Source organism: Corynebacterium mycetoides (assembly GCF_900103625.1).
GTDB lineage: Bacteria > Actinomycetota > Actinomycetes > Mycobacteriales > Mycobacteriaceae > Corynebacterium > Corynebacterium mycetoides.
This window is the reverse complement of sequence record NZ_LT629700.1, coordinates 1,930,432-1,956,142: the sequence shown is the minus strand read 5'-3', so window position 1 is coordinate 1,956,142 and position 25,711 is coordinate 1,930,432. Positions and strand designations below refer to the sequence as shown.

The window sequence follows — 25,711 nt, the reverse complement described above, 5'->3', positions numbered from 1 at the left end:
TCAACGTGCCTAAAATGAGGGCGAAATGTATACTAAGCGCCAACGATGTACTAAAGCAAGCCTTGCCTTACTAGAGACTGATTGGTGCCATGCATAACCACGCCCTCCACACCGTCACACTGCTCGATAATCAGCAGCTCAAGCCCCGCTTGCACAGGTTGACATTCACCTCAGATGCATTCGCTGACTTCCCCCTCACCGGCCCGGACGAGTACTTCGGCCTCGTCATGCCCAAACCCGGCCGCGCCTTCGAGCCGTTTGACATCGACGGCGTCAACATCCGCGCGGCGGTCGCGGCACTGCCCGAGGACACCCGCCCCGACCTGCGCTGGTACACCATCCGCAGGCTTGACAAGGACAAAAAGCTGATCGACGTCGACGTGGTCACCCACGGCGACTCCGGCCCCGGTTCGCGGTGGATCCGCCGCGCCCGTCCAGGCGCGACGGCGGGAATGTTCACCTGCCCAGCGCTGTGGACGCCGCCTACCGGATCACAGCTGCTCGTCGCCGACGCCTCCGCGCTCCCCGCGCTGCGCCACATCCTCGACTTCCAGCGCGCGAATGCCCCGGAGGCGCTAGCGCTCACCGATGTCGTTGCGGTTGTCACGGCTGACGAGGAGATCGAAGACGGGCTCGTCACCCAATGGGGCGACGCGCTTCGCAGCCTCACCGTCGTCGACGCACCCAAACACACCGAGACGGGGGCGACACTCGACACCCTGCGCGCGCTTTACCACGCACGCGCGCCGTATTCCGTGTGGGTCTCTGGCGAGGGCGCGCTCACCAAGGCTGTGCGCTCGCTCGCCATCAATACGTGGGGCGTCGCTCGCGAAGACGTTGTATGGGTGCCGTTTTGGTTTCACGGCAAGGCCCGGCCATAAGCCAAAAGGCACCCCCGCTCGCGACCCTTCTTGGAAAGGGCGCGTGCGGGGGTGCGTCGTCTCGCGGCGGCTAGTTAAGCGCGCTGCATCTTGCCGTCCTTGTCGGCGAACGGGAAGCCGAGGTGGCGCAGCAGGGCGCGGCCTTCCTCGTCGTTCGTCGCGGTGGTCACGAGCGTGATGTCCATGCCACGCACGCGGTCGACCTTGTCGATGTCGATCTCGTAGAACATGGTCTGCTCGTTCAGGCCGAAGGTGTAGTTGCCCGCACCGTCGAACTGCTTGTCGTTCAGACCGCGGAAGTCGCGGATACGCGGGAGAGCCACCGACAGCAGGCGGTCCAGGAACTCCCACATGCGGTCGCCGCGGAGGGTGACCTTGGCGCCGATCGGCATGCCTTCGCGGAGCTTGAAGTTCGCGATGGACTTCTTGGCGCGACGCAGCTGCGGCTTCTGGCCGGTGATCGCGGTGAGGTCCTCGAGGGCTCCGTTGATGACCTTGGAGTCACGGGCGGCGTCGCCGACACCCATGTTGACCACGATCTTGGTCAGGCCAGGGATCTGCATGACGTTGTCGTAGCCGAACTCCTCGTTGAGCTTGGCGCGGATGTCGTCCTTGTAGCGGGCCTTCAGACGCGGGGTGTAGTTCTCAGCCATGCTTAGATGTCCTTCCCGTTCGACTTTGCCACGCGGACCTTCTTGCCGTTTTCGTCGAAACGGTAGCCCACGCGGGTCGGGGTGCCGTCGGAATCCAGGAGCATCACGTTGGACACGTGGATGGGTGCTTCCTGGGTGACGATGCCGCCGGACTCTGCGCCGCGCTCGTTGTACGAGTTGGCGACATGCTTCTTGATGCGGTTGACGCCCTCGACGAGGACCTTGTCACGCTGCGGGTAGGCCTCGATGACCTTGCCCTGAGCGCCCTTGTCCTTGCCGGAGATAACCTGGACCATATCGCCCTTCTTGATCTTCATAAGCTAGATCACCTCCGGTGCGAGAGAAACGATCTTCATGAAGCGCTTGTCCCGCAGCTCGCGCGCGACCGGGCCGAAGATGCGGGTGCCGCGGGGCTCGGTGTCGTTCTTAATCAGAACGGCAGCGTTCTCGTCGAACGCGATGTAGGAGCCGTCCGGGCGGCGGGTCTCCTTGGTGGCGCGGACGATGACGGCGCGGACGACCTCACCCTCTTTGACGTTGCCGCCGGGGGCGGCTTCCTTCACGGTGGCGACGATCGTGTCGCCGATGCCGGCGAAGCGTCGGACAGAGCCGCCGAGCACGCGGATGCACAGGATTTCCCGTGCACCGGTGTTGTCGGCGACCTTCAGACGCGATTCTTGCTGAATCACTTGGGTCTCCTGACCTGGTTTTGTAAAAAAGTGCGGCAGATTTCCGTCCTGCGCGCACGTGGTCAATTCTTATTGTGTCCTGCACTTAGCGACGAACCACTCATGTGCGGTCGAAGGGTCTCGGGGCGCCCACTCGGAAACGCGCGGGAAACCCCGACCAGCTCAAGACAACCCAGACATTTAACCACGCCCACCTCGCACAACGCAAAACACCAAACGCGGCGAAGTTTTATTAGTGTAAACACGTGGTCATGACCAGTCAACAGCCCCGCGTTTTGTCCATCGCCGGCACCGATCCCACCGGTGGCGCGGGAATCCAAGCGGATCTCAAGTCCATCGCCGCCGCCGGCGGTTACGGTATGGCCGTGGTCACCGCCCTCGTGGCGCAAAACACCCGCGGCGTGCGCGAGGTCCATAACCCGCCGCAGGAGTTTCTCACGGCCCAACTCGACGCGGTGTTCGATGATGTCCGCGTCGACGCCGTCAAGATCGGCATGCTCGGCGACCCCGCCACCACCGCCACCGTGTCCTCTTTCCTCGCTCAGCACCCGGTCCCCGTTGTCGTGGTTGACCCCGTCATGGTGGCCACCTCCGGCGACCGCCTGCTCAGCTCGGATGCGGAAGACGCGCTGCGCCAGCTGATCCGTGACCACGCCACGATGCTCACCCCCAACATCCCGGAACTGGCTGTGCTCACCGGCAGCGCACCCGCGCCCGATTTCGATGCCGCCGTCGCTCAGGGAGCCTCGTTCGCCACCGACACCGGCGTCAGCGTGCTGGTCAAGGGCGGCCACCTCACGGGCGCGCACGCCTCGAACGCGCTGGTCACCCCGGCCGGCGAGGTGCACGTCATCGAGGTGCCGCGCGTAGACACTCCCAACACGCACGGCACGGGCTGCTCGCTGTCGTCCGCCCTGGCCACGCGCCTGCTTATCGACGCCTCCCCGAACGCCGCCGCCGAGTGGGCGTCGCACTGGCTGCACGAGGCGATCCGAAACGCCGACGCGCTCCACGTCGGCGGCGGCCACGGCCCCGTCGACCATTTCCACGCCCTGCGCCGCCGCGCGAGCGCGGGCTCGACGCGCCCCTGGGCAGAAACCGACCGGTGGCACGAACGCAGCACGGATCAGCAGACGCTTCTCCCGAGCATCGCTCCTGCCGGCGAGCACACGCGCCGGCTCTGGGAGATGGCGGCGCGGCTTGTGTGGCCGCAGATCCTCGGCCTCGGGTTTGTCCAGGACTTGCGCGACGGGACGCTGGCCCGCGACGACTTCGACTTCTACCTCGCCCAGGACGCGCACTACCTCGGCGATTACTCCCGCGCCCTTTCCAGCCTGAGCGCCAAGGCCCCGACTGCCGACGATCAGGTGTGGTGGGCGCACACCGCCCAGCAGGCCATCGTCGCGGAGCAGGAGCTGCACCGCACGTGGTTCCGCGACCACGGCACCGATGCCGAATCGAGCCCCACATCACCCGTGACCTTGGGCTACGTCAGCTTCCTCAAGGCGCAGGTCGCGCTCGAGGACTACCCGGTTGGCGTGGCCGCGGTGCTGCCGTGCTTCTGGCTTTACGCGGAGGTGGGCCTGTACCTCGCCGGCAGCAATTCGCCAGAGCACGCCTATCGGGCGTGGCTAGACACCTACAGCGGCGACGAATACGTCAACGAGGCCCGCGGAGCGATCGCACGCGCCGAAGAGGCGCTCGCCGCGGCGACTCAGGCGCAGCGGCGACAAGCGGCGGATGCCTTCATGCACGCCTGCTACTACGAGCGGGACTTCTTCGACCAGGCGAGCAGGCGCTAGCGTTCCTTCGCCGGCTCCCAGCCCAGCTCCGGGGCGATGTGCTCGGCGAAATCGGCGAGGATCTTCACGTTGAGGTCCACGCCGAACTGGTTCGGGATGGTCAGCATCAAGGTGTCCGCGGCCTGGATCGCGGGGTCCGCCTGAAGCTGCGCGATGATCTCGTCCGGCTCGGCGGCGTAAGTCTTGCCGAAGGTCACCTGCCTGCCCTCCCCCAGCGATCCGATCTGCTCCGAGCTGGCCTGCATCCCGAACATCCGCCGCGAGGCGTCGTCAACGATGGGAAAGACGCTGCGCGATACCGACACGCGTGGCGTCCAGTCGTGGCCGGCTTCGGCCCACACCGTCCGGTAGCGCTCGATCTGGCGCGCCTGGAGCTCGCCTAACGACGACCCGTCGGCCTCGCTGATCAGCGTCGAGCTCATGAGGTTGACCCCGTCGCGCGCCGCCTGCTCGGCCGAGTCGAAGGAGCCGGCGCCCCACCAGATGCGGCGGTCGGCGCCCGGCGAATGCGGCATGACCGGTAGCGGAATGCCCGGCCGGTACATGCGCGGGTACTGCTGCTCCAGTGGCGCCGAGGTAGCCACACCCTCGCCGCGCAGGGCCGACATGAACCGCTCGAAGTGGCGCCGGGCCAGATCCGCGCCGTTGTCGGCCTCAGCGGCGTACCCGAAGGCCTGCCACCCCTTGTCCGCGGGCTCGGGTGAGCCGCGGGAGACCCCGAGGGCGACGCGCTCGTCGGAGAGCAGATCCAGCGTCGCAATGTCCTCGGCGAGCTGCAGCGGGTTGGCGTACCGCATGTCCAGCACCCCGGTCCCCACCTCGATGTTGCGCGTCACCGCGGCCATGGCGGACAACAGCGCGATGGGCGAGGCGATCTGCGGGGCGAAGTGGTGCACGCGCACGTACGCGCCGTTGACACCGATCGCGTCCGCCCGCTTAGCAATCTCGACGGTGTCCTGAAAGGTCTGTTTCGCGCCCGGGCCCTGCTGGCCCGGCAGCGCGTAGTGGCCGAAGGAGAGGAATCCGAGTTTCTTCATGCACTCTATAACGTAGACATGTCAACATTTGTTCCGCTCTCCCAGCCACCGGGGGGCGTCGCGGGGGCCTAGGCGTCGACGCCGATCTTCTTGTTGTCGGTGCGCCACGCCATCGCGACTGCCGGGCGCGGGACCGAGTCGCCGCCCTCCGGCCAGTGGGAGCCCGGGTTCTCGAAGGTCGCGTCATCGGTCTCGCCCGGGTGCTGCACATTGACCATCACGCGCTCGTCGGTGACGATCGGCCCGCAGGTCTCCGCGGCCTTCGGCACCGTGAGGAAGCACTTGACCTGCCCGCGGTTCTCCCCCTCGAGGCCGACGGCGTAGAGGCCGTCGTTGCTCTTCAGAGCGTTGCCGTCCGTGGAAATCCACAGGTTGCCGTAGGAGTCGAACGCCAGGTTGTCCGGGCAGGAGATCGGAGACACCTTGGACTTGTCAAACCCACCGAAGTAGGTCGACGCGGCCTCCGGGTCGCCGCAGACCAGCAGCAGGTTCCAGGTGAAGCTCTCGCCCGCGAAGTCGTCGTCGATCTCCATGACCAGGCCGTTCTTGTTCTCGCGGATCGGGGCGTACTCCTTGACGTCCTCCTTGCTCTTGCTTGCATTCTCGCCGGAGGCGCCGCGGTAGGAGTTGTTGGTCAGGGCGAGGTAGAGCTTCTCGTTGACCGGGTTGACCTGGAAGTCTTCCGGGCGGTCCATCTTGGTGGCGCCGACCTTGTCCGCGGCAAAGCGGGTGTAGACGGCGACCTCCTCCGGGGTGAAGCCGTCCACGTGGGACTCCGCGCCGTCCGCGGTGACGGTGAGCAGCTTGTGCCAGGTTCCCGTGCCGTCGAACTGGCCGTCAGAGGGAAGATCGCCGTCACCGGTGATCTCGGACTCCGGGGAGTTGCCCTCGAGGGAGGCGACGTAGAGGGTGCCCTCATCCAGAATGGTCATGTTGTGCGCCAGATCGCCCTCCTTGACCTTCTTCGAGGAGACGAACTTGTAGATGTACTCGAAGCGGGAGTCATCGCCGGAGTAGCACACCACGGTGCCGTCCTTGGCCACGTGGACGTTGCCGGCCTCGTGCTTGAACCGGCCCATGGACGAGTGCTTGACGGGGGTCGACTCCGGGTCCAGCGGGTTGATCTCGACGATGTAGCCGAACCGGTTGAACTCGTTCGGCTCCTTTGCCAGGTCGAAGCGGTCGTGCAGGCGCTCCCACTTGCGCTCGGAGGCCTCGTCCTCCACGCCGAAACGCTTCACGTCCTCCGCTGCGCGCTCGCCCTGGACGGCGGCAGCGTTGGCGAAGTACTGGTCGAAGTTCTCCTCGCCGGATAGGAAAGTGCCCCACGGGGTCATGCCGCCCGCGCAGTTGTTCAGCGTGCCCATGACTTTCGTGCCGGTGGCGTCGGCGCCGGTCTTGACCAGGTCGGAGCCCGCCGCCGGGCCCCTGAGCTCGAACTCGGTGTTGGCGGTGATGCGGCGGTTAAGCGGGCCGAACTCGCGCTTGAGTTCGCCGCTGTCGCCCACCTTCGACACCTCGAGGATGGTGTGGCCGTGGTTGGCCAGGCCGATGTTGATCTGCTCGTCCGTCGGGTTCTCGGCATCGTAGCCCGGGAACATGTGGGGCTCGGTGGTGTACTCGTGCGAGCACACGTAGACGAGGCGGTTCTTATCGGTCGGGTGCTCCATGAGGCCGGCAAAGTCGTTGTTGAAGCCGAACTGGCGTTCCGCGTCTTTCGCCGTCTGATTGTTGGGATCGAACTCCGGGGCGTCCTCGTACACCGGGTCGCCCCAGGCGATGAGCACGCCGGTGGCATACCCGGCGGGCACGACGACTTTGTCCTCGGTATTCGGCTCGACGGCCTCAAACTGCATGCCCTCCAGCGCCTTGACGTCCTTCTCGGCGGCCGTCGACGAGCCGTCGGTCGTCGCCGTAGCAGTCGCCGCGCCATCTCCCGGCTCCGCGCCGCACGCGACCAGAGCCGCGCCACCGCCGACGGTGACAACGCCGAGACCAAAGGACTTGAGCACGCCGCGGCGCGAGACGACGTCGCCGAAGTAGACGTTGTCCGAGGTGTTGGTGCACTCTCCCCAGCAGGCGTTGCCGCACTTGTAGGTGCAGGTCAGCTTCGAACGATTCGATTGGAACAAAAGGTTGAGGCCCTTGATGGTCATGATGAAACTCCCCGTCTACGCGAAACCGTATGTGTGTCATGAGCTAAACAAACCGAAACATTAAAGTTCACTGATAACTAGGCGGAGAATCTGGGGTGAATTTTTGGTGAACCGGGGCGCGGGAGGGGGCGTCGACAAGCAAAAAGCCCCGCACGAGGCGGGGCTGATTGGGTGCGGGAGAGACTCGACTAGCGGGCCTTCTCCACGATCTCGACGAGACGGAAGTGCTTGTCCTTGGACAGCGGGCGGGTCTCCTCGATGAGGACGAGATCGCCGACGCCGGCGGTGTTGTCCTCGTCGTGGGCCTTCACGCGCTTGGTGGAACGCACGATCTTGCCGTACAGGGAGTGGGACTTGCGGTCCTCGACCTCGACCACGATCGTCTTGTCCATCTTGTCGGACACGACGTATCCGCGGCGGCGCTTCTGCACGCTCTTTTCCTTCGGGGCGGGAGCGGTGGATTCAGTCACGTTAACCTCAGTTGCTTCAGTCATGGTTATGCCTCAGCTCCCGGGACGACAGACAGACCGAGCTCACGCTCGCGCAGCACGGTGTAGATGCGTGCGATGTCGCGCTTCACGGTGGAGATGCGGCGGTTGTTGGTCAGCTGGCCGGTCGCGAGCTGGAAGCGCAGGTTAAACAGCTCTTCCTTCGCGTCGGACAGGCGGGTGCGCAGCTCATCGTCGTTGAGCTCGCGGAACTCGGATGCGGGGGTACCAGCAGCCATTAGAACAGGTCCTCCTTCTTGATCACGCGGACCTTGCACGGCAGCTTCGCGCCAGCGCGGCGCAGAGCCTCCACGGCGGTCTCCTCGTTCGGGTAGGACATCTCGAAGAGAATGCGGCCCGGCTTCACGTTGGCGACCCACTTCTCAACCGGGCCCTTACCGGAACCCATACGCACGCCGAGCGGCTTCTGGGTCAGCGGGCGATCCGGGAAGATGTTGATCCAGACCTTGCCGCCGCGCTTGACGTGGCGGTTGATCGCAATACGTGCGGACTCGATCTGGCGGTTGGTGATGTACGCCGGCTCGAGAGCCTGCAGGCCGTAATCACCGAAGTTGATGGTGTTGCCACCCTTGGACACGCCGCGACGGGTCGGGCGGTGCTGGCGGCGGTACTTCACGCGCTTGGGAATAAGCATGTGTTTAGCCCTCCTGCTTCTGCTCTGCGCGCTGGCGGCGCTGGCCGCCACGGCGCGGGCGGCGGTCACGGTCGCCGCGACCGCGGCGGTCGTTCGACGGCGCGTTGAGCTCAGACTCACGCACGCCACCAACGACGTCGCCCTTGTAAATCCACACCTTGACGCCGATGACGCCGAAGGTGGTGTGTGCCTCTGCGATGCCGTAGTCGATCTCCGCGCGGAGCGTGTGCAGCGGCACGCGCCCCTCGTGGTAGCGCTCGACGCGCGACATCTCGGCGCCGCCGAGGCGGCCGGAAGTCATGACCTTGATGCCCTTGACCTGCGGGTTACGCATCGCGGACTGGATAGCCTTGCGCATTGCACGGCGGAACGCGACGCGGTTGACCAGCTGCTCGGCAATGGACTGCGCGACCAGTGCCGCGTTGGCGTCCACGTTCTTGACCTCGAGGATGTTCAGCGCGACCATCTTGCCGGTGAGCTTCTCCAGCTCACGGCGGATGCGGTCGGCTTCGGCACCGCGGCGGCCGATCACGATGCCCGGGCGGGCGGTGTGAATGTCGACGCGCACGCGGTCACGGGTGCGCTCGATCACGACGTCGGCGATGCCGGCGCGCTCCAGACCCTTGGCCAGGAACTCGCGGATCTTGATGTCCTCGGCGACGTAGTCAGCGTAGTTCTTGTCGGCGTACCAGTGGGTCTTCCAATCGGCGGTGATGCCCAGGCGAAGGCCGTGTGGGTGGATTTTCTGGCCCATTACTTAGCCCCTTCCTTGTTCTCGGCAGACTCGGCGGTAGCGACAACCACGGTGATGTGGGAGGTGCGCTTGCGGATCTGGAATGCGCGGCCTTGGGCGCGCGGCTGGTAGCGGCGCATGGTCGGGCCCTCGTTGGCGTAGCACTCGGCGACGACAAGGGTGCGCGGGTCCAGGCCGAAGTTGTTCTCGGCGTTGGCGGCTGCGGACGCAACCACCTTGGCAACATCCTTCGACGCACCCTGGGGGGCGTACTTCAGGATGGAGAGAGCCTCGGAGACGGACTTCCCACGGACCAGGGCAAGAACGCGGCGCGCCTTCATGGGAGACGTGCGGACGAACTTGGCCGTCGCGGATGCGGAGGTGATGGTGTCACTCATCGCTTATCGACGTCCCTTCGATTCTTTAATGTGACCCTTAAAGGTCTTGGTGGGGGCGAACTCGCCCAGCTTGTGTCCGACCATGGACTCGTCGACGAACACCGGCACGTGCTTGCGGCCGTCGTGGACGGCGAAAGTGTGGCCGATGAAATCGGGGAGAATGGTCGAGCGGCGAGACCAGGTCTTGATGACCTGCTTGGTTCCGGCCTCGTTCTGAGCGTCCACCTTGTTGAGGAGGTGCTCATCGACGAACGGACCCTTCTTCAGGCTGCGTGGCATGTCTGCTTACCTCCTCTTAGCGCTTCTTGTTCGCGCGACGACGGCGCACGATCATGTTGTTGGAGTAACGGTTCGGGTTGCGGGTGCGGCCTTCCTTCTGGCCCCACGGCGACACCGGGTGGCGTCCGCCGGACGTCTTGCCCTCGCCGCCACCGTGCGGGTGGTCGACCGGGTTCATGACGACACCGCGGACGGTCGGGCGCCAGCCCTTCCAGCGCATACGGCCGGCCTTGCCCCAGCGGATGTTGATCTGGTCGGCGTTGCCGACCTCACCCACGGTGGCGCGGCAGCGGATGTCCACGCGGCGGATCTCGGAGGAGGGCATGCGCAGCACTGCGTAGGACCCTTCCTTACCGAGGAGCTGGATGGACGCACCCGCAGAGCGGGCGAGTTTGGCGCCGGCGCCCGGCTTGAGCTCGACGGCGTGGATGGTGGTACCGGTCGGGATGTTGCGCAGCGGCAGGTTGTTGCCCACCTTGATGTCTGCGTTGGGGCCGGACTCCACCATCGTGCCCTGGGTCAGGCCCTTGGGAGCGATGATGTAGCGCTTCTCGCCGTCGACGTAGTGCAGCAGCGCGATGTTGGCGGTGCGGTTCGGGTCGTACTCGATGTGAGCGACCTTGGCCAGCACGCCGTCCTTGTCGTTGCGGCGGAAGTCGATGACGCGGTAGCGGCGCTTGTGTCCGCCGCCGCGGTGGCGTGTGGTGATGTGACCGTGGTTGTTACGGCCACCCTTCTTCGGGAGCGGGCGCAGCAGGGTCTTCTCCGGAGTGGAGCGGGTGATCTCTGAGAACTCAGAGACGGAGCTGGCGCGGCGACCCGGGGTTGTCGGCTTGTACTTGCGAATAGCCATAATGTGTCCTTTTCTATCGAGCCACTTAGACGGCTGCGCCGCCGAAGATGTCGATGGAGTCGCTGCCCTCGCGGAGGGTGACGTAGGCGCGCTTGGTGTCCTTACGCTTGCCGAACCCGGTGCGGGAGCGCTTGCGCTTGCCCTCACGGTTGGCGGTGTTCACCGAAGCGACGTCGACGCCGAAGATCTCCTCCACGGCAATCTTGATCTGGGTCTTGTTGGCAGACGGGTTCACGAAAAACGTGTACGTGTTCTGCTCCATCAGGGCGTAGGTCTTCTCGGAGAGGACCGGGGCGATGATGATGTCACGAGCGTTGGCGATCTTGGCCATTTACTTCTCCTCCTCCACAGCTGCAGCGGGCGCGCCGGCGGCTGCGTTCACGAAGGTGTGAAGCGCCTCGACGGAGAACACGACATCGTCGGAGTTGAGGACGTCGTAGGTGTTCAGCTGACCCGGCTCAAGGATGTGGACGCCCGGCAGGTTCCTTGCGGACAGGCGGGAGTTGACATCCTCACGGCCGATGACCAGGAGAACGGACTTGCGCTCGGTGAGACGCTCGATGAACGCGCGTGCGGCCTTGGTCGACGGCGTCTGGCCCGGAACGAGCTCCTCGACGACGTGGATCCGGGACCCGCGAGCGCGGTCAGTGAGCGCACCTGCGAGAGCTGCCTTAATCATTTTCTTGGGCGTGCGCTGCGCGTAAGAGCGCGGCTGCGGCCCATGGACGGTGCCGCCGCCGGTGAAGTGCGGCGCGCGGGTGGAGCCCTGGCGGGCGCGGCCGGTGCCCTTCTGGCGGAACGGCTTCTTACCACCGCCGCGGACCATGCCGCGGGTCTTGGTGGCGTGGGTGCCCTGGCGTGCCGCGGCCTGCTGGGCCACAACAACCTGGTGCATCAGGGGGATGGAGACCTCACGGTCGAACAGCTCGGCCGGGAGGTCGACGGAACCGTTGGTCTTCCCGTCAGCGGTGTGGACGTCAAGCGTCAGGTTCGTCATGCGTGAGCACCGCCCTTCACTGCGGTCTTGACGGTAACAATGCTGCCCTTGACGCCCGGGATCGCTCCCTTGATCAGGATCAGGTTGTTGTCGCCGTCGATACGTTGGATCTTCAGGTTCTGGGTGGTGACCCGGTTGCCGCCCATACGGCCAGCCATGCGGGTGCCCTTGAACACGCGTCCCGGGGTAGCGCAGGCGCCGATGGAGCCGACGCGGCGGTGCGAGGCCTGGTTGCCGTGTGCGGCACCCTGGCCGGCGAAGCCGTGGCGCTTCATGGCGCCGGCGTAGCCCTTGCCCTTGGTGGTGCCGACGACGTCGACGTAGACGTCGCCGTCGAAGATGGTGGCGTTGATCTCCTGGCCGACCTCGTACGCGGAGGTGTCGTCCATGCGGATCTCGACCACGTGGCGGCGCGGGTTGATGCCGGCCTTCTTGAAGTGGCCGGCCTGCGGCTTCTTGGTCTTACGGGGATCAATGTCGCCGTAAGCGATCTGGATGGCGCTGTAGCCATCGGTTTCAGGGGTACGGATCTGGGTGACCACGACCGGCCCAGCCTCGACGACGGTGACCGGGATAACCCGGTTGTCCTCGTCGAAGATCTGGGTCATGCCGAGCTTGGTGCCCAGAATGCCCTTGATCTGGTTGTCAGACATGTGTTAGTTCTCCACTACCAAAGTCGGGATCTTGCTTACTGGATGTTCACGTCGACGCTGGCCGGAAGGTCGATGCGCATGAGCGCGTCCACCGTCTTGGGCGTCGGGTCGAGAATGTCGATGAGGCGCTTGTGAGTGCGCATCTCGAAGTGCTCGCGAGAATCCTTGTACTTGTGGGGAGAACGAATAACGGCGTACACGTTCTTCTCAGTGGGCAACGGCACCGGCCCGACGACGCGGGCACCCGTGCGGGTGACCGTCTCGACAATCTTCTTCGCGGATGCGTCGATCGCCTCGTGGTCGTAGGCCTTGAGCCTGATGCGGATTTTCTGTCCCGCCACGCTTACCTCTTCCTCGCTTCCCCCACATTCTGATGCGAAGCGGTGGGGTTGAAAGCTTCTAGTTTCTCTATAACGTTGTCCGGGCAAGGCCCTGGGCGCAACGCCAGTGTCGTTTCTGACTGTCATGACACGAACCGGAAGGTTAAGTGGCACAGCAAATGCATGCGTGCAACTCCTCAGTGCTTCCGCCGGAGGACGGGGTCCATCCTCGGGTGTCAGACTCGGAAGGGCGCGTGACCCTTGCGTACTGCCGCTGTTTATTTGCCATGGCCCTTACACCGGTTCCCCTCCGGGGAGGGGCCTTCCGTGAAAGAAGGTGTCATGTTCGCCTCACCACCGCCCAGCCGTATCGGCCGCGCCGTGTCAAAGCAACCCGACTATTAAAGCACACACCGTTGTCGCATCGCAAGACGCTTTTCGACGCCCCCTTCTCGGCGCTCCACCACAATCGGCCACGGTGTAGGATCGTAAGCCATCACCTGCACCGATAGTTCACGTGAAAGGATGCCCATGGCCGAGAACACCGCAGGTAGCACCGCTGCCGCCACCGCCGCCAACGCTGCCGCCGAAGCGGAGGCTGTACTCTCCCACAACGCGAACCTGGTGACCGATCACGGCACCACTGTCATCGACGACACGGTGGTGGGCAAGATCGCCGGGATCGCCGCCCGGGAGGTCTCCGGCGTGGCGAACCTCGGGGGCGGCGCCGCCCGCATGTGGGGCGCGGTACGCGAGTCGCTCAACGCATCCACCAATGTCCAGCAGGGGGTCAACGTCGCCGTCCAGGACGGCCACGCCTCCGTCGCCGTGGCCATCATCGCGGAGTACGGGGTGGCGATACACGAGCTCGCCAACGCGATCCGTGACAACGTCATCTACGCGGTCTCCCGCATGACCGGGCTCATCGTGGACCGCGTCGACATCACCGTTCACGACGTCAACATCCCGCCGCAGGACAACCTCGAGCGCGAGCCCGCGACCGAGGCCCCCGCAGTCAGCCCCGCGTCCACCCTGGGCTAGGCATGCCCGCCGGGATCTCGAGGGAGGCCGGGGAGGCCGTCCGCGACGCCGCACTGTCCGTCCCGGGCGTCGCGTCGCTCAGCGACGGCCGCTTCGGAGAGGTGGCGCTCCTTCTCCCTGGCACGCGGATCGGCGGGATCCGGCCCGCAACGCGGGGTACCGGCCCGGGGCTCGCCGGCGTCGAGGTGCACATCGTCTACGCCGTTGCCTCCGGCCGCCCCGTGGCCCACGTCGCCGGCGAGGTCCGGGCCGCGGCGTTGGCGGCAACCGGGCTGCCTTTTGTTGACGTCGTTGTCGCCGACGCCCAGTAGGTTTAGCTTTACTAACGTGAGAAAGTGGTCGCCATGGATATTTACCGCAGCAAGACGGCACTCGGTGTCCTCGCCGGAATCGTCGTTGCCCTCTTCGTCACCATCGGGGGATGGCTGGGCCTGGTGTGGCTGCTGCTGTTTGGCACCATCGGCGGGGTGATCGGCGCCCAACTCGACGGTCGCATCGACATCGCGGAGATCGTCAGCACCGGTTCCGGACGGGGTCGCAGCTGATGGGTGACACCGACTTTCGTCTCTCCGCGAAGGTGATCGAGCGCATTGCCGAAGCCGCGATACTCGCGGTGCCCGGCTCCTGCACGCTCGACGCGAAGCTCGCGGGCCTGGCGGGACGAGCGCTGCCCCGCGTCGTGGCCCACCTGGATGCGGATGCCCGCACCGCCACGATTGAGGCCGACATCGCGGTCACCTACCCCAGCCCCGTCGCCGCCGTCGCCGACGCCGCCCGTGCCGCCGTGATCACACACGTGCGCGCGCTCACCGGCTTCACCGTGCGCCGGGTCACGATCAAGGTCGCAAATGCAAAGGCCGTCAGCTCCGCCTCCCGGGTGAGCGCCGAGGCGGTGGCCGCGCACGGCGACGACATCACGCCGAAGGCGATAGTGGTGCGCTCCTCCGCGAAGCGGGTGCGCAGCGTGCACGCCCCCACTCCCCGCCCGCTGCGGCCGATTTCCGTTGTCCCGAGGGGGAAAGCGCATGGCTAGCCCAAAGTCCCCGGCGCCGGGCCGGGAGCCTCGCGCCAACCCGGCCGCGCGCTGGCTGGCCATCTGCGTCGGCGCGGTCCTGCTGGCTCTCGCCGTTGTGTGCGGGCGTGACCTCTGGTACCGCTACGGGCTGGGGGATCCCGCAAACTCGTGGTCAGCCCAGGCGCTCTCCTGGGTTGCCACACACGAGTTCGGGCTCGCCACCGTCGCCGCCGGCGCCGCGATCTCGCTGCTCGGGCTGTGGGTGGCTCTGTCCGCGCTCGCACCGCGCGTGCGCACCCACGTCAAAGTGGCCTCCGCAGCCTCGATCTGGGTCCGCCCGGTAGACATCGCCCGCAAGGCGACCTACACCGCCCGCGCCGAAATTGGCCGCTCTCGCATCACGTCGCGCGCCACCCGGAAACGCCTGCGGGTCGCCGTCGAGGACGACGGCTCGGGTGCGACCGTCGCGGACAAGGTGACAAGCGCGCTTATCACCCAGTTCGCACCCCTCGCCCGCGCCCCGCGCGTATCGACGTCAGTCCTCCCCCGGCAGGCCGAACCCGCCGACACCGCGAGGGAGGCGGAGAACCCGTGACACGCCTGCTCGCCGGCATAGACCGCCTGCTCGTCTTCCTCGCCGGCCTCGCCCTCGCGGTCGCCGGCGCGGTCCCGGCGGCGCTGTACTGGGATATCCCGTACGTCAGCGACGCCCTCGGGGCGGTGAATCGTGGCGCGGCCGCCAGCTTCGCCCAATCCCCCTGGTTCCCCGTCGCCCTGATCGGTGTATTCCTCGTGTGTCTCGTCGCCGGGGTGTGGCTGATCGCGGCCAACCTCCGCACGCGGAGCTTCGCCGAGCGCGGCACCGCACCGGCCGACCCTGAGTTGGGAGATACCGTAATCAACCTTCAACGCCTGTCGCAGGCCGCGAGCGAGCACATGGCGCTGTCCGACCTCGTCGAGCGTGCGGCGGCAACAGTGTCCATGATCCGCGATCGACCGACCGTCACGTTTACGGTGACGGCCAACCCGGCCTGCGACCTCGCGGAAACGGTCAACTTCGTAGAGGCAGCGGACAGGGATTTCACCGAGGCCTGCGGCGCCATGGACATCGACACGGTGTACAAGCTGCACCTCGACCGCATCGACGACTGACGCGCCCGGCTAGGTTTCGAGAACGACTAAGCGCTCGACGACTCCCACGGCGACCTCCGCCAGCCCCGCCCCCGGCAGGTAGCGGAACTCCTCCCCTTCAGCGCAGCGGACGATCTTATCCCACGGGCCATCGGTGGCCGCCACGTCTCGGCGGGATTGCGCCCACGTGCGAACGGATTGCCCAATCACGCACCGGCGGCCGTCTTCCAGCACGGCGAGCCACCGGGCGGAGCCGACGTCGTGGCGCTCGAGCCCGTTCAAGTCGGGGGCGTGCTGCGCATCCACGGCGGTGATGAGCTGAACCACTCCCAGCCGGTGGTCGATGCCCTCGGCGTCCGTGATCACCAGCGGCAGCCCGGGCCCGGTCCTGCGCAGGGAGGAAAATTGCCACACACCCGGCATGCGGGACGGGTCCGTCGCGCTGCGCACCACGACCATGTCCCCGCCCACCGTGACCGCGTGGGCAGGCGAGGCTGTGGAGATGGTGTACGAGGCGTCGGTGGAGGCGTCGATAAGCGAAGGGTGCTCCGACTCAACCTCCGCCAGAACGGCGAGCAGCTCGTCGTCGGTGGTACCCCAGCCAACGCCGCGGTTGGCGAGCACGCCCCACAGCGCTGCGAGCGAGAGGTCGGGCTGTCCCTCCCAGGTGCGCCGCAGCGCGTCGACGACGTCCGGAATGCGGGTGGGATCCTTCACAAGGCATTACCTTACAAAAAGGCGAGAGGGCACGAAAAACTCCCTCCCGCAAAGCGGAAGGGAGTTTCTAACTGCGTGCGGGTATCACCCCGCGACCCTGGAAACTAGTTCAGGATCTTGGTGACGCGGCCAGCGCCGACGGTGCGGGAGCCCTCGCGAATAGCGAAGCGCAGGCCCTCGTCCATGGCGACCGGCTGGATGAGCTCGACGGTCATGTCGACGTTGTCGCCCGGCATAACCATCTCGGTGCCCTCCGGCAGCTTCACAACACCGGTCACGTCGGTGGTGCGGAAGTAGAACTGCGGACGGTAGTTGTCGAAGAACGGGGTGTGGCGGCCGCCCTCGTCCTTGGACAGGACGTAGACGGAACCCTCGAACTTGGTGTGCGGGGTGTAGGCGCCCGGCTTGATGACAACCTGGCCACGCTCGACGTCCTCGCGCTTCAGACCGCGGAGCAGCAGAGCCGCGTTGTCGCCTGCCTCAGCGGTATCGAGCAGCTTGTTGAACATCTCGATGGAGGTGACGGTGGTCTTCTGGGACTTGTCGCGGATGCCGATGATCTCGACCTCGTCGTTGAGGTTGAGCACGCCGCGCTCCACACGACCGGTAACCACGGTGCCGCGGCCGGAGATGGTGAAGATGTCCTCGATCGGCATCAGGAAGTCGCGGTCGGTCTCGCGGACCGGATCCGGGATGGAGTCGTCGCACGCCTGCATGAGGTCGAGCACGGACTGAACCCACTTCTCGTCGCCCTCGAGAGCCTTCAGAGCGGAGATGTGGATGATGGGGGCGTCCTCGTCGTAGTCCTGCTCGCCGAGCAGCTCACGGACCTCCATCTCCACGAGCTCGATGATCTCCTCATCATCAACCATGTCGCACTTGTTCAGCGCAACGAGGATGTAGGGGACGCCGACCTGGCGGGCCAGAAGAACGTGCTCGCGGGTCTGCGGCATCGGGCCGTCGGTGGCGGCGACCACGAGGATCGCGCCGTCCATCTGAGCGGCGCCGGTGATCATGTTCTTGATGTAGTCGGCGTGGCCCGGGGCGTCGACGTGAGCGTAGTGGCGCTTCGGGGTGTTGTACTCCACGTGGGAGATGTTGATGGTGATGCCGCGCTCGCGCTCCTCGGGAGCCTTGTCGATCGCGTCGAACGCGAAAGCGGTGTTCTCATCCGGGTAAGCGTCAGCGAGCACCTTGGTGATGGCAGCCGTCGTGGTGGTCTTGCCGTGGTCGACGTGACCGATGGTGCCGATGTTTACGTGCGGCTTGGAACGCTCAAACTTAGCCTTTGCCACTGTATGTCCTCCTGGACTTCATGGTGGCTACGACCTTCGCAGCCACGTGGTTTACATTTGCCCTGCCAGGCACCCCTTTACGGGGCACGCCGACAATGGCCATTTCACAATGTGCCAGTTACATGATCCTAGTTTCATTAAGACCGTTTTTCAAACCGGGTAACCCCTGAAAACTCAGGCCGTTTCTCGGCTGCGGCGATCCAAATCAACAGATCTCCCTAGAGAGTAACGGCTGGCTCAGGCGCGATTCCGATCGGGTCGTGCCTCAGCTCAACCGCTACTCCCGTGCGGGGGCAGCGGCCCCGTAAAGCGGCGTCATCTCGCTGGCACGGGACGACACCTCGGGGCCACTGCCGGAGTCGGCTCGCTAGTGGCCATTGCGCTCGTCGATGATCTCCTGCGCCACACTCGAGGGGACCTCGGCGTAGGAGTCGAACACCATCGAGAAGTTCGCGCGGCCGGCGGTGCTGGAGCGCAGGTCGCCGATGTAGCCGAACATCTCGGAGAGCGGCACCTTAGCCTTGACCACCTTGGCGCCGGAGCGGTCGTCCATGGCGTACACCTGGCCGCGGCGCGAGCTGATATCGCCGTTGACGGTACCCATGTACTCCTCCGGGGTGACAACCTCGACGGCCATCACGGGCTCGAGCAGGACCGGCTTCGCCTTAGCGACGGCCTCCTTGAGCACCTGGGAGCCCGCCAGCTTGAAGGCCATTTCCGACGAGTCGACGTCGTGGTAGGCGCCGTCCTCGAGGGTGGCCTTGATGTTGACGAGCGGGAAGCCAGCGAGGTAGCCGTACTGCATGGCGTCCTGGATGCCGGCGTCGACGGACGGGATGTACTCCTTGGGCACGCGGCCGCCGGTGACGGCGTTCTCGAACTTGTAGGTCGCGGACTCGCCCTCCTCCAGCTCGGTCGGATCCGGGTTGTAGGGCTCGATCGTGACGATGACCTTCGCGAACTGGCCCGAGCCACCGGTCTGCTTCTTGTGGGTGTAGTCCAGCGACTCGACCTTCTTGCGAATGGTCTCACGGTAAGCCACCTGCGGGGAGCCGATGTTTGCCTCGACCTTGAACTCGCGCTTCATGCGGTCGACCAGGACGTCGAGGTGGAGCTCGCCCATGCCGCCGATGACGGTCTGGCCGGTCTCCTCGTCGAGCTTGACGGTGAAGGTGGGGTCCTCCTCCGCGAGCTTCTGGATGGCGGTGCCCAGCTTCTCCTGGTCAGCCTTGGTCTTCGGCTCGATGGCCACCTGGATAACCGGGTCCGGGAAGTCCATGGACTCCAGGATGATCGGGTGATCCGGGTTGCACAGGGTGTCACCGGTCGTGGTGTTCTTCAGGCCGATGAACGCGTAGATGTTGCCGGCGTCGGCGTGCTCGACCGGGTTCTCCTTGTTCGCGTGCATCTGGAACAGCTTGCCCACGCGCTCCTTCGAGTTCTTCGTGGAGTTGAGCATCTGCTCGCCCGGGATTGCCTGGCCGGAGTAGACGCGGACGTAGGTCAGCTTGCCGAAGAACGGGTGGACGGCGATCTTGAACGCGAGCGCGGAGAACGGCTCCTCCACCGACGGCTTGCGGGTGTCCGGGGTCTCCCCATCCATGGAGGTACCATGGACCTCGCCGATGTCCAGCGGGTTCGGCAGGAAGTCGATGACGGCGTCGAGCAAAGGCTCGATACCCTTGTTGCGGTACGCGGAGCCGCAGTACACCGGGTAGATCTCGGAGTTGACGGTCATCTTGCGAATGGCAGCCTTGATCTCGTCGATGGTGAGTTCCTCGCCGCCGAAGTACTTCTCCATGAGTTCCTCGTCGGATTCCGCGACGGTCTCGAGCAGCTTCTCGCGGTACTCCTCCGCCTTGTCCTGCAGGTCGGCCGGGATCTCCTGGATCTGCGGCGGGGTGCCGGTCTCAACCTTGCCCGGCCACATAAACGCCTTCATCTCGATGAGGTCGACGACACCGTCGAAGTCGTCCTCAGCGCCGATCGGCAGCTGCATCACGAGCGGCTTCGCGCCGAGGCGATCGACGATCGTCTGCACGGTGAAGAAGAAGTCCGCGCCCAGCTTGTCCATCTTGTTGACAAAGCAGATACGCGGGACGTCGTACTTCGCGGCCTGACGCCACACCTGCTCGGACTGGGGCTCCACGCCCTCCTTGCCGTCGAAAACCGCGACGGCACCGTCCAGGACGCGCAGGGACCGCTCCACCTCGACGGTGAAGTCCACGTGACCCGGGGTATCGATGATGTTGATCTGGTTGTTGTTCCAGAAACAGGTCACGGCCGCGGACGTAATGGTGATGCCGCGCTCCTTCTCCTGCTCCATCCAGTCAGTGGTGGCGCCGCCGTCGTGCGTCTCTCCGACCTTACGGTTGATACCGGTGTAGAAGAGAATACGCTCGGTGGTGGTGGTCTTACCGGCATCGATGTGAGCCATGATGCCGATGTTGCGGACCTTGTTTAGGTCCCTAAGCACTTCTTGTGCCACGTTTTTACCCCAACTTAAGTGTTGTCGGCGTTTCCGGTTACCTGGCCGGGCCTGCCGGTAACGCCTTTGTGGATATTTACCTTTGTCAATTCTGCCATTAAATGCGCATTTCGTCAGCCCAGGCGCTCAAGTACGCGCATCCCGGCTCGCGGCCGCACGCCCGTAAACCCCGCGGTTATGGAGTTCTCAACGGTGCCATGCGGCCGGCGGCCGGGACGACTAGACGAGTGAGCAATACGGCAACTACCAGCGGTAGTGAGCGAAGGCGCGGTTGGCCTCGGCCATCTTGTGGGTGTCCTCGCGGCGCTTCACGGATGCGCCCAGCCCGTTGGAGGCGTCGAGGATCTCATTGGCGAGGCGCTCAACCATGGTGTTCTCGCGACGCTGGCGGGTGAAGGTGACCATCCAACGCAGCGCGAGGGTGTTCGAGCGGCCCGGCTTGACCTCGACCGGGACCTGGTAGGTCGCGCCGCCGACGCGGCGGGAGCGGACCTCGAGGTCCGGACGGATGTTGCCGAGGGCCTTCTCCAGCGTGCCGACGGGGTCGGTGCCGGTCTTCTCGCGGCAGATCTCGAGTGCGCCGTAGACGATGCGCTCGGCGGTGGACTTCTTCCCGTCCAGCAGGATCTTGTTCACGAGCTGGGTGACGATCTCGGAGTTGTACACCGGATCCTTGACAACGGGACGCTTCGGAGCTTGCTGCTTACGCATTTAGATTACTGTCCCTTCTTTGCGCCGTAGCGGGAGCGAGCCTGCTTACGGTCCTTGACGCCCTGGGTGTCCAGCGCACCGCGGATGATCTTGTAGCGAACGCCCGGCAGGTCCTTCACGCGGCCGCCGCGCACGAGCACCATGGAGTGCTCCTGCAGGTTGTGGCCCTCACCGGGGATGTAGGCGGAAACCTCGATGCCGGAGGTCAGGCGCACACGCGCGACCTTGCGCAGAGCCGAGTTCGGCTTCTTCGGGGTGGTGGTGTACACGCGGGTGCACACGCCGCGGCGCTGCGGGGAGCCCTTCAGGGCGGCCGTGGCGACCTTGGCGCGCTTGTCGTGGCGGCCCTTGCGGACCAGCTGCTGAATAGTTGGCATTAACTGTCCTTCTTGAAGTGTGTCAGTACCGGTGGCCAAACACGCAAAAATGGGGGCTCTTATGCGGGGCCCTTCCGTCTGCGCGAACCACCATCCGCCTTATGAGAGCGGGGGTTCAAGTTTCACCGCGCGCGCTGGTCGCACGGGAAATCTCGTGTAACTCTACTGCATGCGTCCCGAATCCCCAAATCCCCCACGCTTGGCGACAACGAGAAGACCTCAGCGCGTTTTCGTGCCAAAACGTGGCCTGAAAACGCGCTGAGGTCTTCCCCCGCGAGCCGTGAGACTAGATCTGGTCGAATCCGTACTCGTCGAGCGGCACGGACGCGCCGGTGAACTCGCCGTAACCGTCGTCGCCGTAGATCGAATCGCCGAAGCTCGGGATCGAGTACGCCGCGCTGCGCGCCGCCTCCGTCGGCTTGACCTGGATGTTGCGGTACCGGGCGATGCCGGTGCCGGCCGGGATCAGCTTGCCGATGATCACGTTCTCCTTCAGGCCGATCAGCTTGTCGGAGCGCTTGTTGATGGCGGCGTCGGTAAGCACGCGGGTGGTCTCCTGGAAGGAGGCCGCCGACAGCCACGACTCCGTCGCCAGCGACGCCTTCGTGATGCCCATGATCTCCGAGCGCATCTCCGCCGGCTGCCCGCCATCGGCCACCGTCTGGGCGTTAACCTGGCGCGCCTCGGCGAGGTCGACCAGGGTGCCCGGCAGGAAGTCCGTGTCACCGGAGTCGATGACGTTTCCGCGACGCAGCATCTGGCGGATGATGATCTCGATGTGCTTGTCGTGGATGGACACACCCTGGGTGCGGTACACGGCCTGCACTTCGTCGATCAAGTGCTTCTCGACGCCGCGTCGGCCCAGCACGTCGAGCACGTCATGCGGGTCAGCCGCACCGCGCAGGAGACGGTCGCCGACTTCCACGCGGTCGCCTTCGCGCAGGGAGCGCTCGATCATCGCCTCGGGGTTGGACTCCATCGGGCGGCGCACCTGCGCCAGGCCCTGGCGCTTCGACAGCTTCTCGTACACGACATCGTCGGAGCCGTCATCCGGGTGGATGGTCAGCGTCCAGAAGTTGCCCTCGTCCTCCAGCGTGATGGTGCCCGCCACGGAGGCGATCGGAGCGCGGTTCTTCGGCACGCGGGCCTCGAACAGCTCCTGCACACGCGGCAGACCGCCGGTGATGTCACCGCCGACACCGCCCTGGTGGAAGGTACGCATCGTCAGCTGGGTACCCGGCTCACCGATCGACTGCGCGGCGACGATGCCGACGGCCTCGCCGATGTCGACCAGCTTGCCCGACGCCATCGATTTGCCGTAGCACTTCGCGCACACGCCGGTCGGGGTCTGGCAGGTGAGAACGGAGCGCACCTTGACCTCGGCCACGCCCGCGGCGACGAGCTTGTCGATGTTCTCCTCGTTCAGGTCGGAGCCCGCCTCGAGCACCACGGTGCCGTCGGCGTCCTTCGCGTCGCTCGCGAGCACGCGGCCCGACACGGACGTCTCGACCAGGTCGTCGCGCACCCACTTGTCGCCGACCATCTCGGCCACGGGCACCCGGACACCCTGGTGGGTGCCGCAGTCTTCCTCGCGGACGATGACGTCCTGGGCGACGTCGACAAGGCGACGGGTGAGGTACCCGGAGTCTGCGGTACGCAGAGCGGTATCGGCCAGACCCTTGCGCGAGCCGTGGGAGTTGTTGAAGTACTCCATCACGCTCAAGCCCTCGCGGAACGAGGTCTTGATCGGGCGGGTGCTGTACTCGCCACGCGAGTTCACGACCATGCCCTTCATGCCGGCCAGCGTCCAAATCTGGCGCATGTTGCCTGCCGCGCCCGACTTCACGATCATCGGGATCGGGTTGTCGTCCGGGTAGAGATCCTCCACGGCCTGACCCACCTTGTTCGTGGCGTCCTGCCACAGCTCGACCAGACGGTCGTAGCGGTTCTCCTCCGTCAGTGCGCCCTTCTCCCAGAACTTGCGCTCGATCTCCTCGGCCTCGCGCTCGTACTGCTCGAGCACCTCGGTCTTGTTCGGCAGAACAAGCACGTCGGACATGGAGATGGTCACGCCGGAACGGGTCGCCCAGTAGAAACCTGCGTCCTTCATCTTGTCCAGCGTCTGGGCCACGGTGATCATCGGGTACTTCTCCACCATGGACTGGATGACGTCGCCAAGCAGCACCTTGCCGGCGCCGCCGCCCTTGCGCACCATCGCGCCTTCCTGGTACGGGAAGTTGAACGGCAGCATCTCATTGAACATGATGCGGCCCAGCGTGGTGTCCGCCATCCAGGGCTGACCCTGCGACCAGCCGTCGGGGAACTGCTCCGCCTCGACCTCCGCCGTCGGGCGGAGGTGGTCGATGCGGACCTTGATCGGCGCCTGCAGCCCCAGCACCCCGCGGTCGTAGGCCATGATGGCCTCGCGGTAGGAGGTGTACACGCCGCGCGCGGGGCCGTTCTCGTCGGCGGGGGCGTAGGCACCCTCGCCGCCGATCTCGGACTCGCCCTTGAGCATGGTGAGGAAGTACAGGCCGGTGACCATGTCCAGGCGCGGCATCGCCAGCGGCTTGCCGGACGCCGGGGACAAGATGTTGTTCGACGACAGCATGAGCACACGGGCCTCCGCCTGCGCCTCGGCGGACAGCGGCAGGTGCACTGCCATCTGGTCGCCGTCGAAGTCAGCATTGAACGCCTCACAGGCCAGCGGGTGCAGCTGGATGGCCTTGCCCTCGACCAGCTTCGGCTCGAAGGCCTGAATACCCAGGCGGTGCAGCGTCGGCGCGCGGTTGAGCAGCACGGGGTGCTCGGAAATAGCCTCCTCGAGCACGTCCCACACCTCGGGGCGCTGGCGCTCCACCATGCGCTTGGCGGACTTGATGTTCTGCGCGTAGTCGTTGTCCACCAGGCGCTTCATCACGAACGGCTTGAACAGCTCGAGCGCCATGAGCTTCGGCAGACCGCACTCGTGGAGCTTGAGCTGCGGACCGACAATGATCACAGAACGGCCGGAGTAGTCCACGCGCTTGCCCAGCAGGTTCTGGCGGAAGCGGCCCTGCTTGCCCTTGAGCAGGTCGGACAGGGACTTCAGCGGTCGGTTGCCCGGGCCCGTGACGGGGCGGCCGCGGCGGCCGTTGTCGAACAGCGCGTCGACGGACTCCTGCAGCATGCGCTTCTCGTTGTTCACGATGATCTCGGGCGCGCCGAGGTCGATCATGCGCTTGAGGCGGTTGTTGCGGTTGATCACGCGGCGGTACAGGTCGTTGAGGTCGGAGGTGGCGAACCGGCCACCGTCGAGCTGGACCATCGGGCGCAGCTCCGGCGGGATCACCGGGATCGCGTCCAGGATCATGCCGGCCGGGTCGTTGCCGGAACGCAGGAACGCGGCGACGACCTTCAGGCGCTTGAGCGCGCGGATCTTCTTCTGGCCCTTACCCTCGGCGATGATGGTGCGCAGCTCCTCAGCCTCGGCCTCGAGGTCGAAGCTGCGGATGAGCGTCTGAATCGCCTCGGCGCCCATGCCGCCGGTGAAGTAATCCTCGTAGCGGTCGACAAGCTCCTCGTAGAGGTTCTCATCGATGATCATCTGCTTCGGGGCGAGCTTGACAAACGTCTGCCACACCTCGTCGAGACGCTCAACCTCGCGCTCTCCGGCCTGGCGAATGTGGGTCATCTCCTTGTCGGCGGCCTGCTGCACCTTCTTGCGTGCCGACGCGTTCGCGCCGGCGGCCTCCAGCTCAGCGAGGTCCTCCTCCAGCTTCTGAGCGCGCTCGGCGATCTCGGAGTTGGCGTCCGCCTCCACTTCCTTCTTCTCCATGAGCATCTCGGCCTCGAGGGTCGACATGTCGTTGTGGCGAGCTTCCTCGTCCACGGAGGTGATGATGTTGGCGGCGAAGTAGATGATGCGCTCAAGGTCCTTCGGCGCCAGGTCGAGCAGGTAGCCCAGGCGGGACGGCACACCCTTGAAGTACCAGATGTGGGTCACGGGCGCGGCGAGCTCGATGTGGCCCATGCGCTCGCGGCGCACCTTGGACTTGGTCACCTCAACACCGCAGCGCTCACAGATGATGCCCTTGTAGCGCACGCGCTTGTACTTGCCGCAGGCGCACTCCCAGTCGCGGGTCGGGCCGAAAATGCGCTCGCAGAAGAGACCGTCCTTCTCGGGCTTGAGTGTGCGGTAGTTGATGGTTTCGGGCTTCTTGACCTCGCCGTGGGACCAACGGCGGATATCGTCGGCGGTGGCCAGGCCAATGCGAAGCTCGTCGAAGAGGTTTACGTCAAACACGTAAATTCCCTTTCACCTCCCCCTCGTGGGGAGGATCGGTGTGGATAAATTTCTTTC

General features: G+C 65.5%; 30 protein-coding genes. 8 read left to right on the top strand and 22 right to left on the bottom strand.

Features of this window, described 5'->3' with window-relative positions:
- Window positions 1–89: 89 nt before the first annotated feature.
- Window positions 90–881 carry a siderophore-interacting protein gene (locus BLS40_RS09455; RefSeq protein ID WP_092151570.1) on the top strand — a complete coding sequence of 264 codons (792 nt, stop codon included), beginning with the start codon at window positions 90–92 and terminating at the stop codon, window positions 879–881.
- A 74-nt stretch (window positions 882–955) separates the two neighbouring features.
- Here BLS40_RS09455 and rplE read toward each other — a convergent pair whose 3' ends face one another.
- Genes rplE through rplN form a run of 3 tightly spaced genes read right to left on the bottom strand, consistent with a single transcriptional unit; the run spans window position 956 to window position 2,223 of the window.
- Window positions 956–1,534, bottom strand: coding sequence for a 50S ribosomal protein L5 (gene rplE / locus BLS40_RS09450; RefSeq protein ID WP_092151568.1), 579 nt, complete (start codon window positions 1,532–1,534; stop codon window positions 956–958).
- Window positions 1,535–1,536: 2 nt separating this feature from the next.
- Window positions 1,537–1,851, bottom strand: coding sequence for a 50S ribosomal protein L24 (rplX, locus tag BLS40_RS09445; RefSeq protein WP_092151566.1), 315 nt, complete (start codon window positions 1,849–1,851; stop codon window positions 1,537–1,539).
- Between the two features lie 3 nt (window positions 1,852–1,854).
- The gene (gene rplN, locus BLS40_RS09440) at window positions 1,855–2,223 is read right to left on the bottom strand and encodes a 50S ribosomal protein L14 (RefSeq protein ID WP_019193952.1); all 369 of its coding nucleotides are present in this window, start codon (window positions 2,221–2,223) and stop codon (window positions 1,855–1,857) included.
- Window positions 2,224–2,474: 251 nt separating this feature from the next.
- On the opposite strand from rplN, the gene BLS40_RS09435 reads away from it, so the two are divergent.
- The gene (locus tag BLS40_RS09435; protein ID WP_092152259.1) at window positions 2,475–4,025 is read left to right on the top strand and encodes a bifunctional hydroxymethylpyrimidine kinase/phosphomethylpyrimidine kinase; all 1,551 of its coding nucleotides are present in this window, start codon (window positions 2,475–2,477) and stop codon (window positions 4,023–4,025) included.
- Here the strand turns inward: BLS40_RS09435 and BLS40_RS09430 are convergent.
- From BLS40_RS09430 to rpsJ, 13 genes are all read right to left on the bottom strand, one after another.
- Window positions 4,022–5,062, bottom strand: coding sequence for an LLM class flavin-dependent oxidoreductase (locus BLS40_RS09430; protein ID WP_092151564.1), 1,041 nt, complete (start codon window positions 5,060–5,062; stop codon window positions 4,022–4,024). The two genes, BLS40_RS09435 and BLS40_RS09430, sit on opposite strands and share 4 nt — an antisense overlap.
- A 68-nt stretch (window positions 5,063–5,130) precedes the next feature.
- On the bottom strand, window positions 5,131–7,218 hold the full coding sequence (locus BLS40_RS09425; RefSeq protein WP_092151562.1) for a PhoX family protein: 2,088 nt from the start codon (window positions 7,216–7,218) through the stop codon (window positions 5,131–5,133).
- A 188-nt stretch (window positions 7,219–7,406) separates the two neighbouring features.
- Window positions 7,407–7,712 (bottom strand): 30S ribosomal protein S17, encoded by a 306-nt coding sequence (gene rpsQ / locus BLS40_RS09420; protein ID WP_172808023.1) that lies wholly within the window; start codon window positions 7,710–7,712, stop codon window positions 7,407–7,409.
- 2 nt (window positions 7,713–7,714) lie between these two features.
- Window positions 7,715–7,945, bottom strand: a complete 231-nt coding sequence (gene rpmC / locus BLS40_RS09415) for a 50S ribosomal protein L29 (RefSeq protein WP_092151560.1) — start codon at window positions 7,943–7,945, stop codon at window positions 7,715–7,717.
- On the bottom strand, window positions 7,945–8,361 hold the full coding sequence (gene rplP, locus BLS40_RS09410; RefSeq protein ID WP_092151558.1) for a 50S ribosomal protein L16: 417 nt from the start codon (window positions 8,359–8,361) through the stop codon (window positions 7,945–7,947). Before rplP ends, rpmC begins: the two co-directional genes overlap by 1 nt.
- A 4-nt stretch (window positions 8,362–8,365) precedes the next feature.
- Complete coding sequence (gene rpsC / locus BLS40_RS09405) at window positions 8,366–9,115, bottom strand: 30S ribosomal protein S3 (protein WP_092151556.1); 750 nt, start codon at window positions 9,113–9,115, stop codon at window positions 8,366–8,368.
- Window positions 9,115–9,492 carry a 50S ribosomal protein L22 gene (gene rplV, locus BLS40_RS09400; RefSeq protein WP_092151554.1) on the bottom strand — a complete coding sequence of 126 codons (378 nt, stop codon included), beginning with the start codon at window positions 9,490–9,492 and terminating at the stop codon, window positions 9,115–9,117. The genes rpsC and rplV overlap by 1 nt, the downstream gene beginning before the upstream one ends.
- A gap of 3 nt (window positions 9,493–9,495) precedes the next feature.
- Complete coding sequence (rpsS, locus tag BLS40_RS09395) at window positions 9,496–9,771, bottom strand: 30S ribosomal protein S19 (RefSeq protein WP_006839436.1); 276 nt, start codon at window positions 9,769–9,771, stop codon at window positions 9,496–9,498.
- Window positions 9,772–9,787: 16 nt separating this feature from the next.
- Window positions 9,788–10,624, bottom strand: a complete 837-nt coding sequence (gene rplB / locus BLS40_RS09390; RefSeq protein ID WP_092151552.1) for a 50S ribosomal protein L2 — start codon at window positions 10,622–10,624, stop codon at window positions 9,788–9,790.
- Between the two features lie 25 nt (window positions 10,625–10,649).
- Window positions 10,650–10,955: a 50S ribosomal protein L23 gene (rplW, locus tag BLS40_RS09385; RefSeq protein WP_092151550.1), complete on the bottom strand. Its 306-nt coding sequence runs from the start codon at window positions 10,953–10,955 to the stop codon at window positions 10,650–10,652.
- The gene (rplD, locus tag BLS40_RS09380; protein ID WP_092151547.1) at window positions 10,956–11,621 is read right to left on the bottom strand and encodes a 50S ribosomal protein L4; all 666 of its coding nucleotides are present in this window, start codon (window positions 11,619–11,621) and stop codon (window positions 10,956–10,958) included.
- Entirely contained in the window at window positions 11,618–12,274 is a 657-nt protein-coding gene (gene rplC, locus BLS40_RS09375) for a 50S ribosomal protein L3 (RefSeq protein ID WP_092151545.1), read from the bottom strand. The genes rplD and rplC overlap by 4 nt, the downstream gene beginning before the upstream one ends.
- 35 nt (window positions 12,275–12,309) lie before the next feature.
- Complete coding sequence (gene rpsJ, locus BLS40_RS09370; protein WP_003848085.1) at window positions 12,310–12,615, bottom strand: 30S ribosomal protein S10; 306 nt, start codon at window positions 12,613–12,615, stop codon at window positions 12,310–12,312.
- Between the two features lie 510 nt (window positions 12,616–13,125).
- Here rpsJ and BLS40_RS09365 point away from each other — a divergent pair.
- Genes BLS40_RS09365 through BLS40_RS09340 form a run of 6 tightly spaced genes read left to right on the top strand, consistent with a single transcriptional unit; the run spans window position 13,126 to window position 15,802 of the window.
- On the top strand, window positions 13,126–13,635 hold the full coding sequence (locus BLS40_RS09365) for an Asp23/Gls24 family envelope stress response protein (RefSeq protein ID WP_092151543.1): 510 nt from the start codon (window positions 13,126–13,128) through the stop codon (window positions 13,633–13,635).
- Between the two features lie 2 nt (window positions 13,636–13,637).
- Window positions 13,638–13,946, top strand: a complete 309-nt coding sequence (locus tag BLS40_RS09360; RefSeq protein WP_092151541.1) for a hypothetical protein — start codon at window positions 13,638–13,640, stop codon at window positions 13,944–13,946.
- Window positions 13,947–13,979: 33 nt separating this feature from the next.
- Complete coding sequence (locus BLS40_RS09355) at window positions 13,980–14,180, top strand: hypothetical protein (protein WP_092152257.1); 201 nt, start codon at window positions 13,980–13,982, stop codon at window positions 14,178–14,180.
- The gene (locus BLS40_RS09350) at window positions 14,180–14,668 is read left to right on the top strand and encodes an Asp23/Gls24 family envelope stress response protein (RefSeq protein ID WP_092151539.1); all 489 of its coding nucleotides are present in this window, start codon (window positions 14,180–14,182) and stop codon (window positions 14,666–14,668) included. Before BLS40_RS09355 ends, BLS40_RS09350 begins: the two co-directional genes overlap by 1 nt.
- Window positions 14,661–15,245: a hypothetical protein gene (locus tag BLS40_RS09345; RefSeq protein ID WP_092151537.1), complete on the top strand. Its 585-nt coding sequence runs from the start codon at window positions 14,661–14,663 to the stop codon at window positions 15,243–15,245. The genes BLS40_RS09350 and BLS40_RS09345 overlap by 8 nt, the downstream gene beginning before the upstream one ends.
- Window positions 15,242–15,802, top strand: a complete 561-nt coding sequence (locus BLS40_RS09340) for a hypothetical protein (protein WP_092151535.1) — start codon at window positions 15,242–15,244, stop codon at window positions 15,800–15,802. Before BLS40_RS09345 ends, BLS40_RS09340 begins: the two co-directional genes overlap by 4 nt.
- A gap of 9 nt (window positions 15,803–15,811) precedes the next feature.
- Here BLS40_RS09340 and BLS40_RS09335 read toward each other — a convergent pair whose 3' ends face one another.
- The 6 genes from BLS40_RS09335 to BLS40_RS09310 form a co-directional block, all read right to left on the bottom strand.
- Window positions 15,812–16,498, bottom strand: coding sequence for a hypothetical protein (locus tag BLS40_RS09335; RefSeq protein ID WP_092151533.1), 687 nt, complete (start codon window positions 16,496–16,498; stop codon window positions 15,812–15,814).
- Between the two features lie 104 nt (window positions 16,499–16,602).
- Window positions 16,603–17,793 carry an elongation factor Tu gene (gene tuf / locus BLS40_RS09330; RefSeq protein WP_092151531.1) on the bottom strand — a complete coding sequence of 397 codons (1,191 nt, stop codon included), beginning with the start codon at window positions 17,791–17,793 and terminating at the stop codon, window positions 16,603–16,605.
- A gap of 367 nt (window positions 17,794–18,160) precedes the next feature.
- A complete protein-coding gene (fusA, locus tag BLS40_RS09325; protein ID WP_092151529.1) occupies window positions 18,161–20,281 on the bottom strand; it encodes an elongation factor G in 2,121 nt (706 codons plus the stop codon).
- Between the two features lie 243 nt (window positions 20,282–20,524).
- Entirely contained in the window at window positions 20,525–20,992 is a 468-nt protein-coding gene (gene rpsG, locus BLS40_RS09320) for a 30S ribosomal protein S7 (protein WP_092151527.1), read from the bottom strand.
- A 5-nt stretch (window positions 20,993–20,997) separates the two neighbouring features.
- Complete coding sequence (gene rpsL / locus BLS40_RS09315; protein ID WP_092151525.1) at window positions 20,998–21,369, bottom strand: 30S ribosomal protein S12; 372 nt, start codon at window positions 21,367–21,369, stop codon at window positions 20,998–21,000.
- Between the two features lie 286 nt (window positions 21,370–21,655).
- Window positions 21,656–25,654, bottom strand: coding sequence for a DNA-directed RNA polymerase subunit beta' (locus tag BLS40_RS09310; RefSeq protein ID WP_092151523.1), 3,999 nt, complete (start codon window positions 25,652–25,654; stop codon window positions 21,656–21,658).
- Window positions 25,655–25,711: the final 57 nt, after the last annotated feature.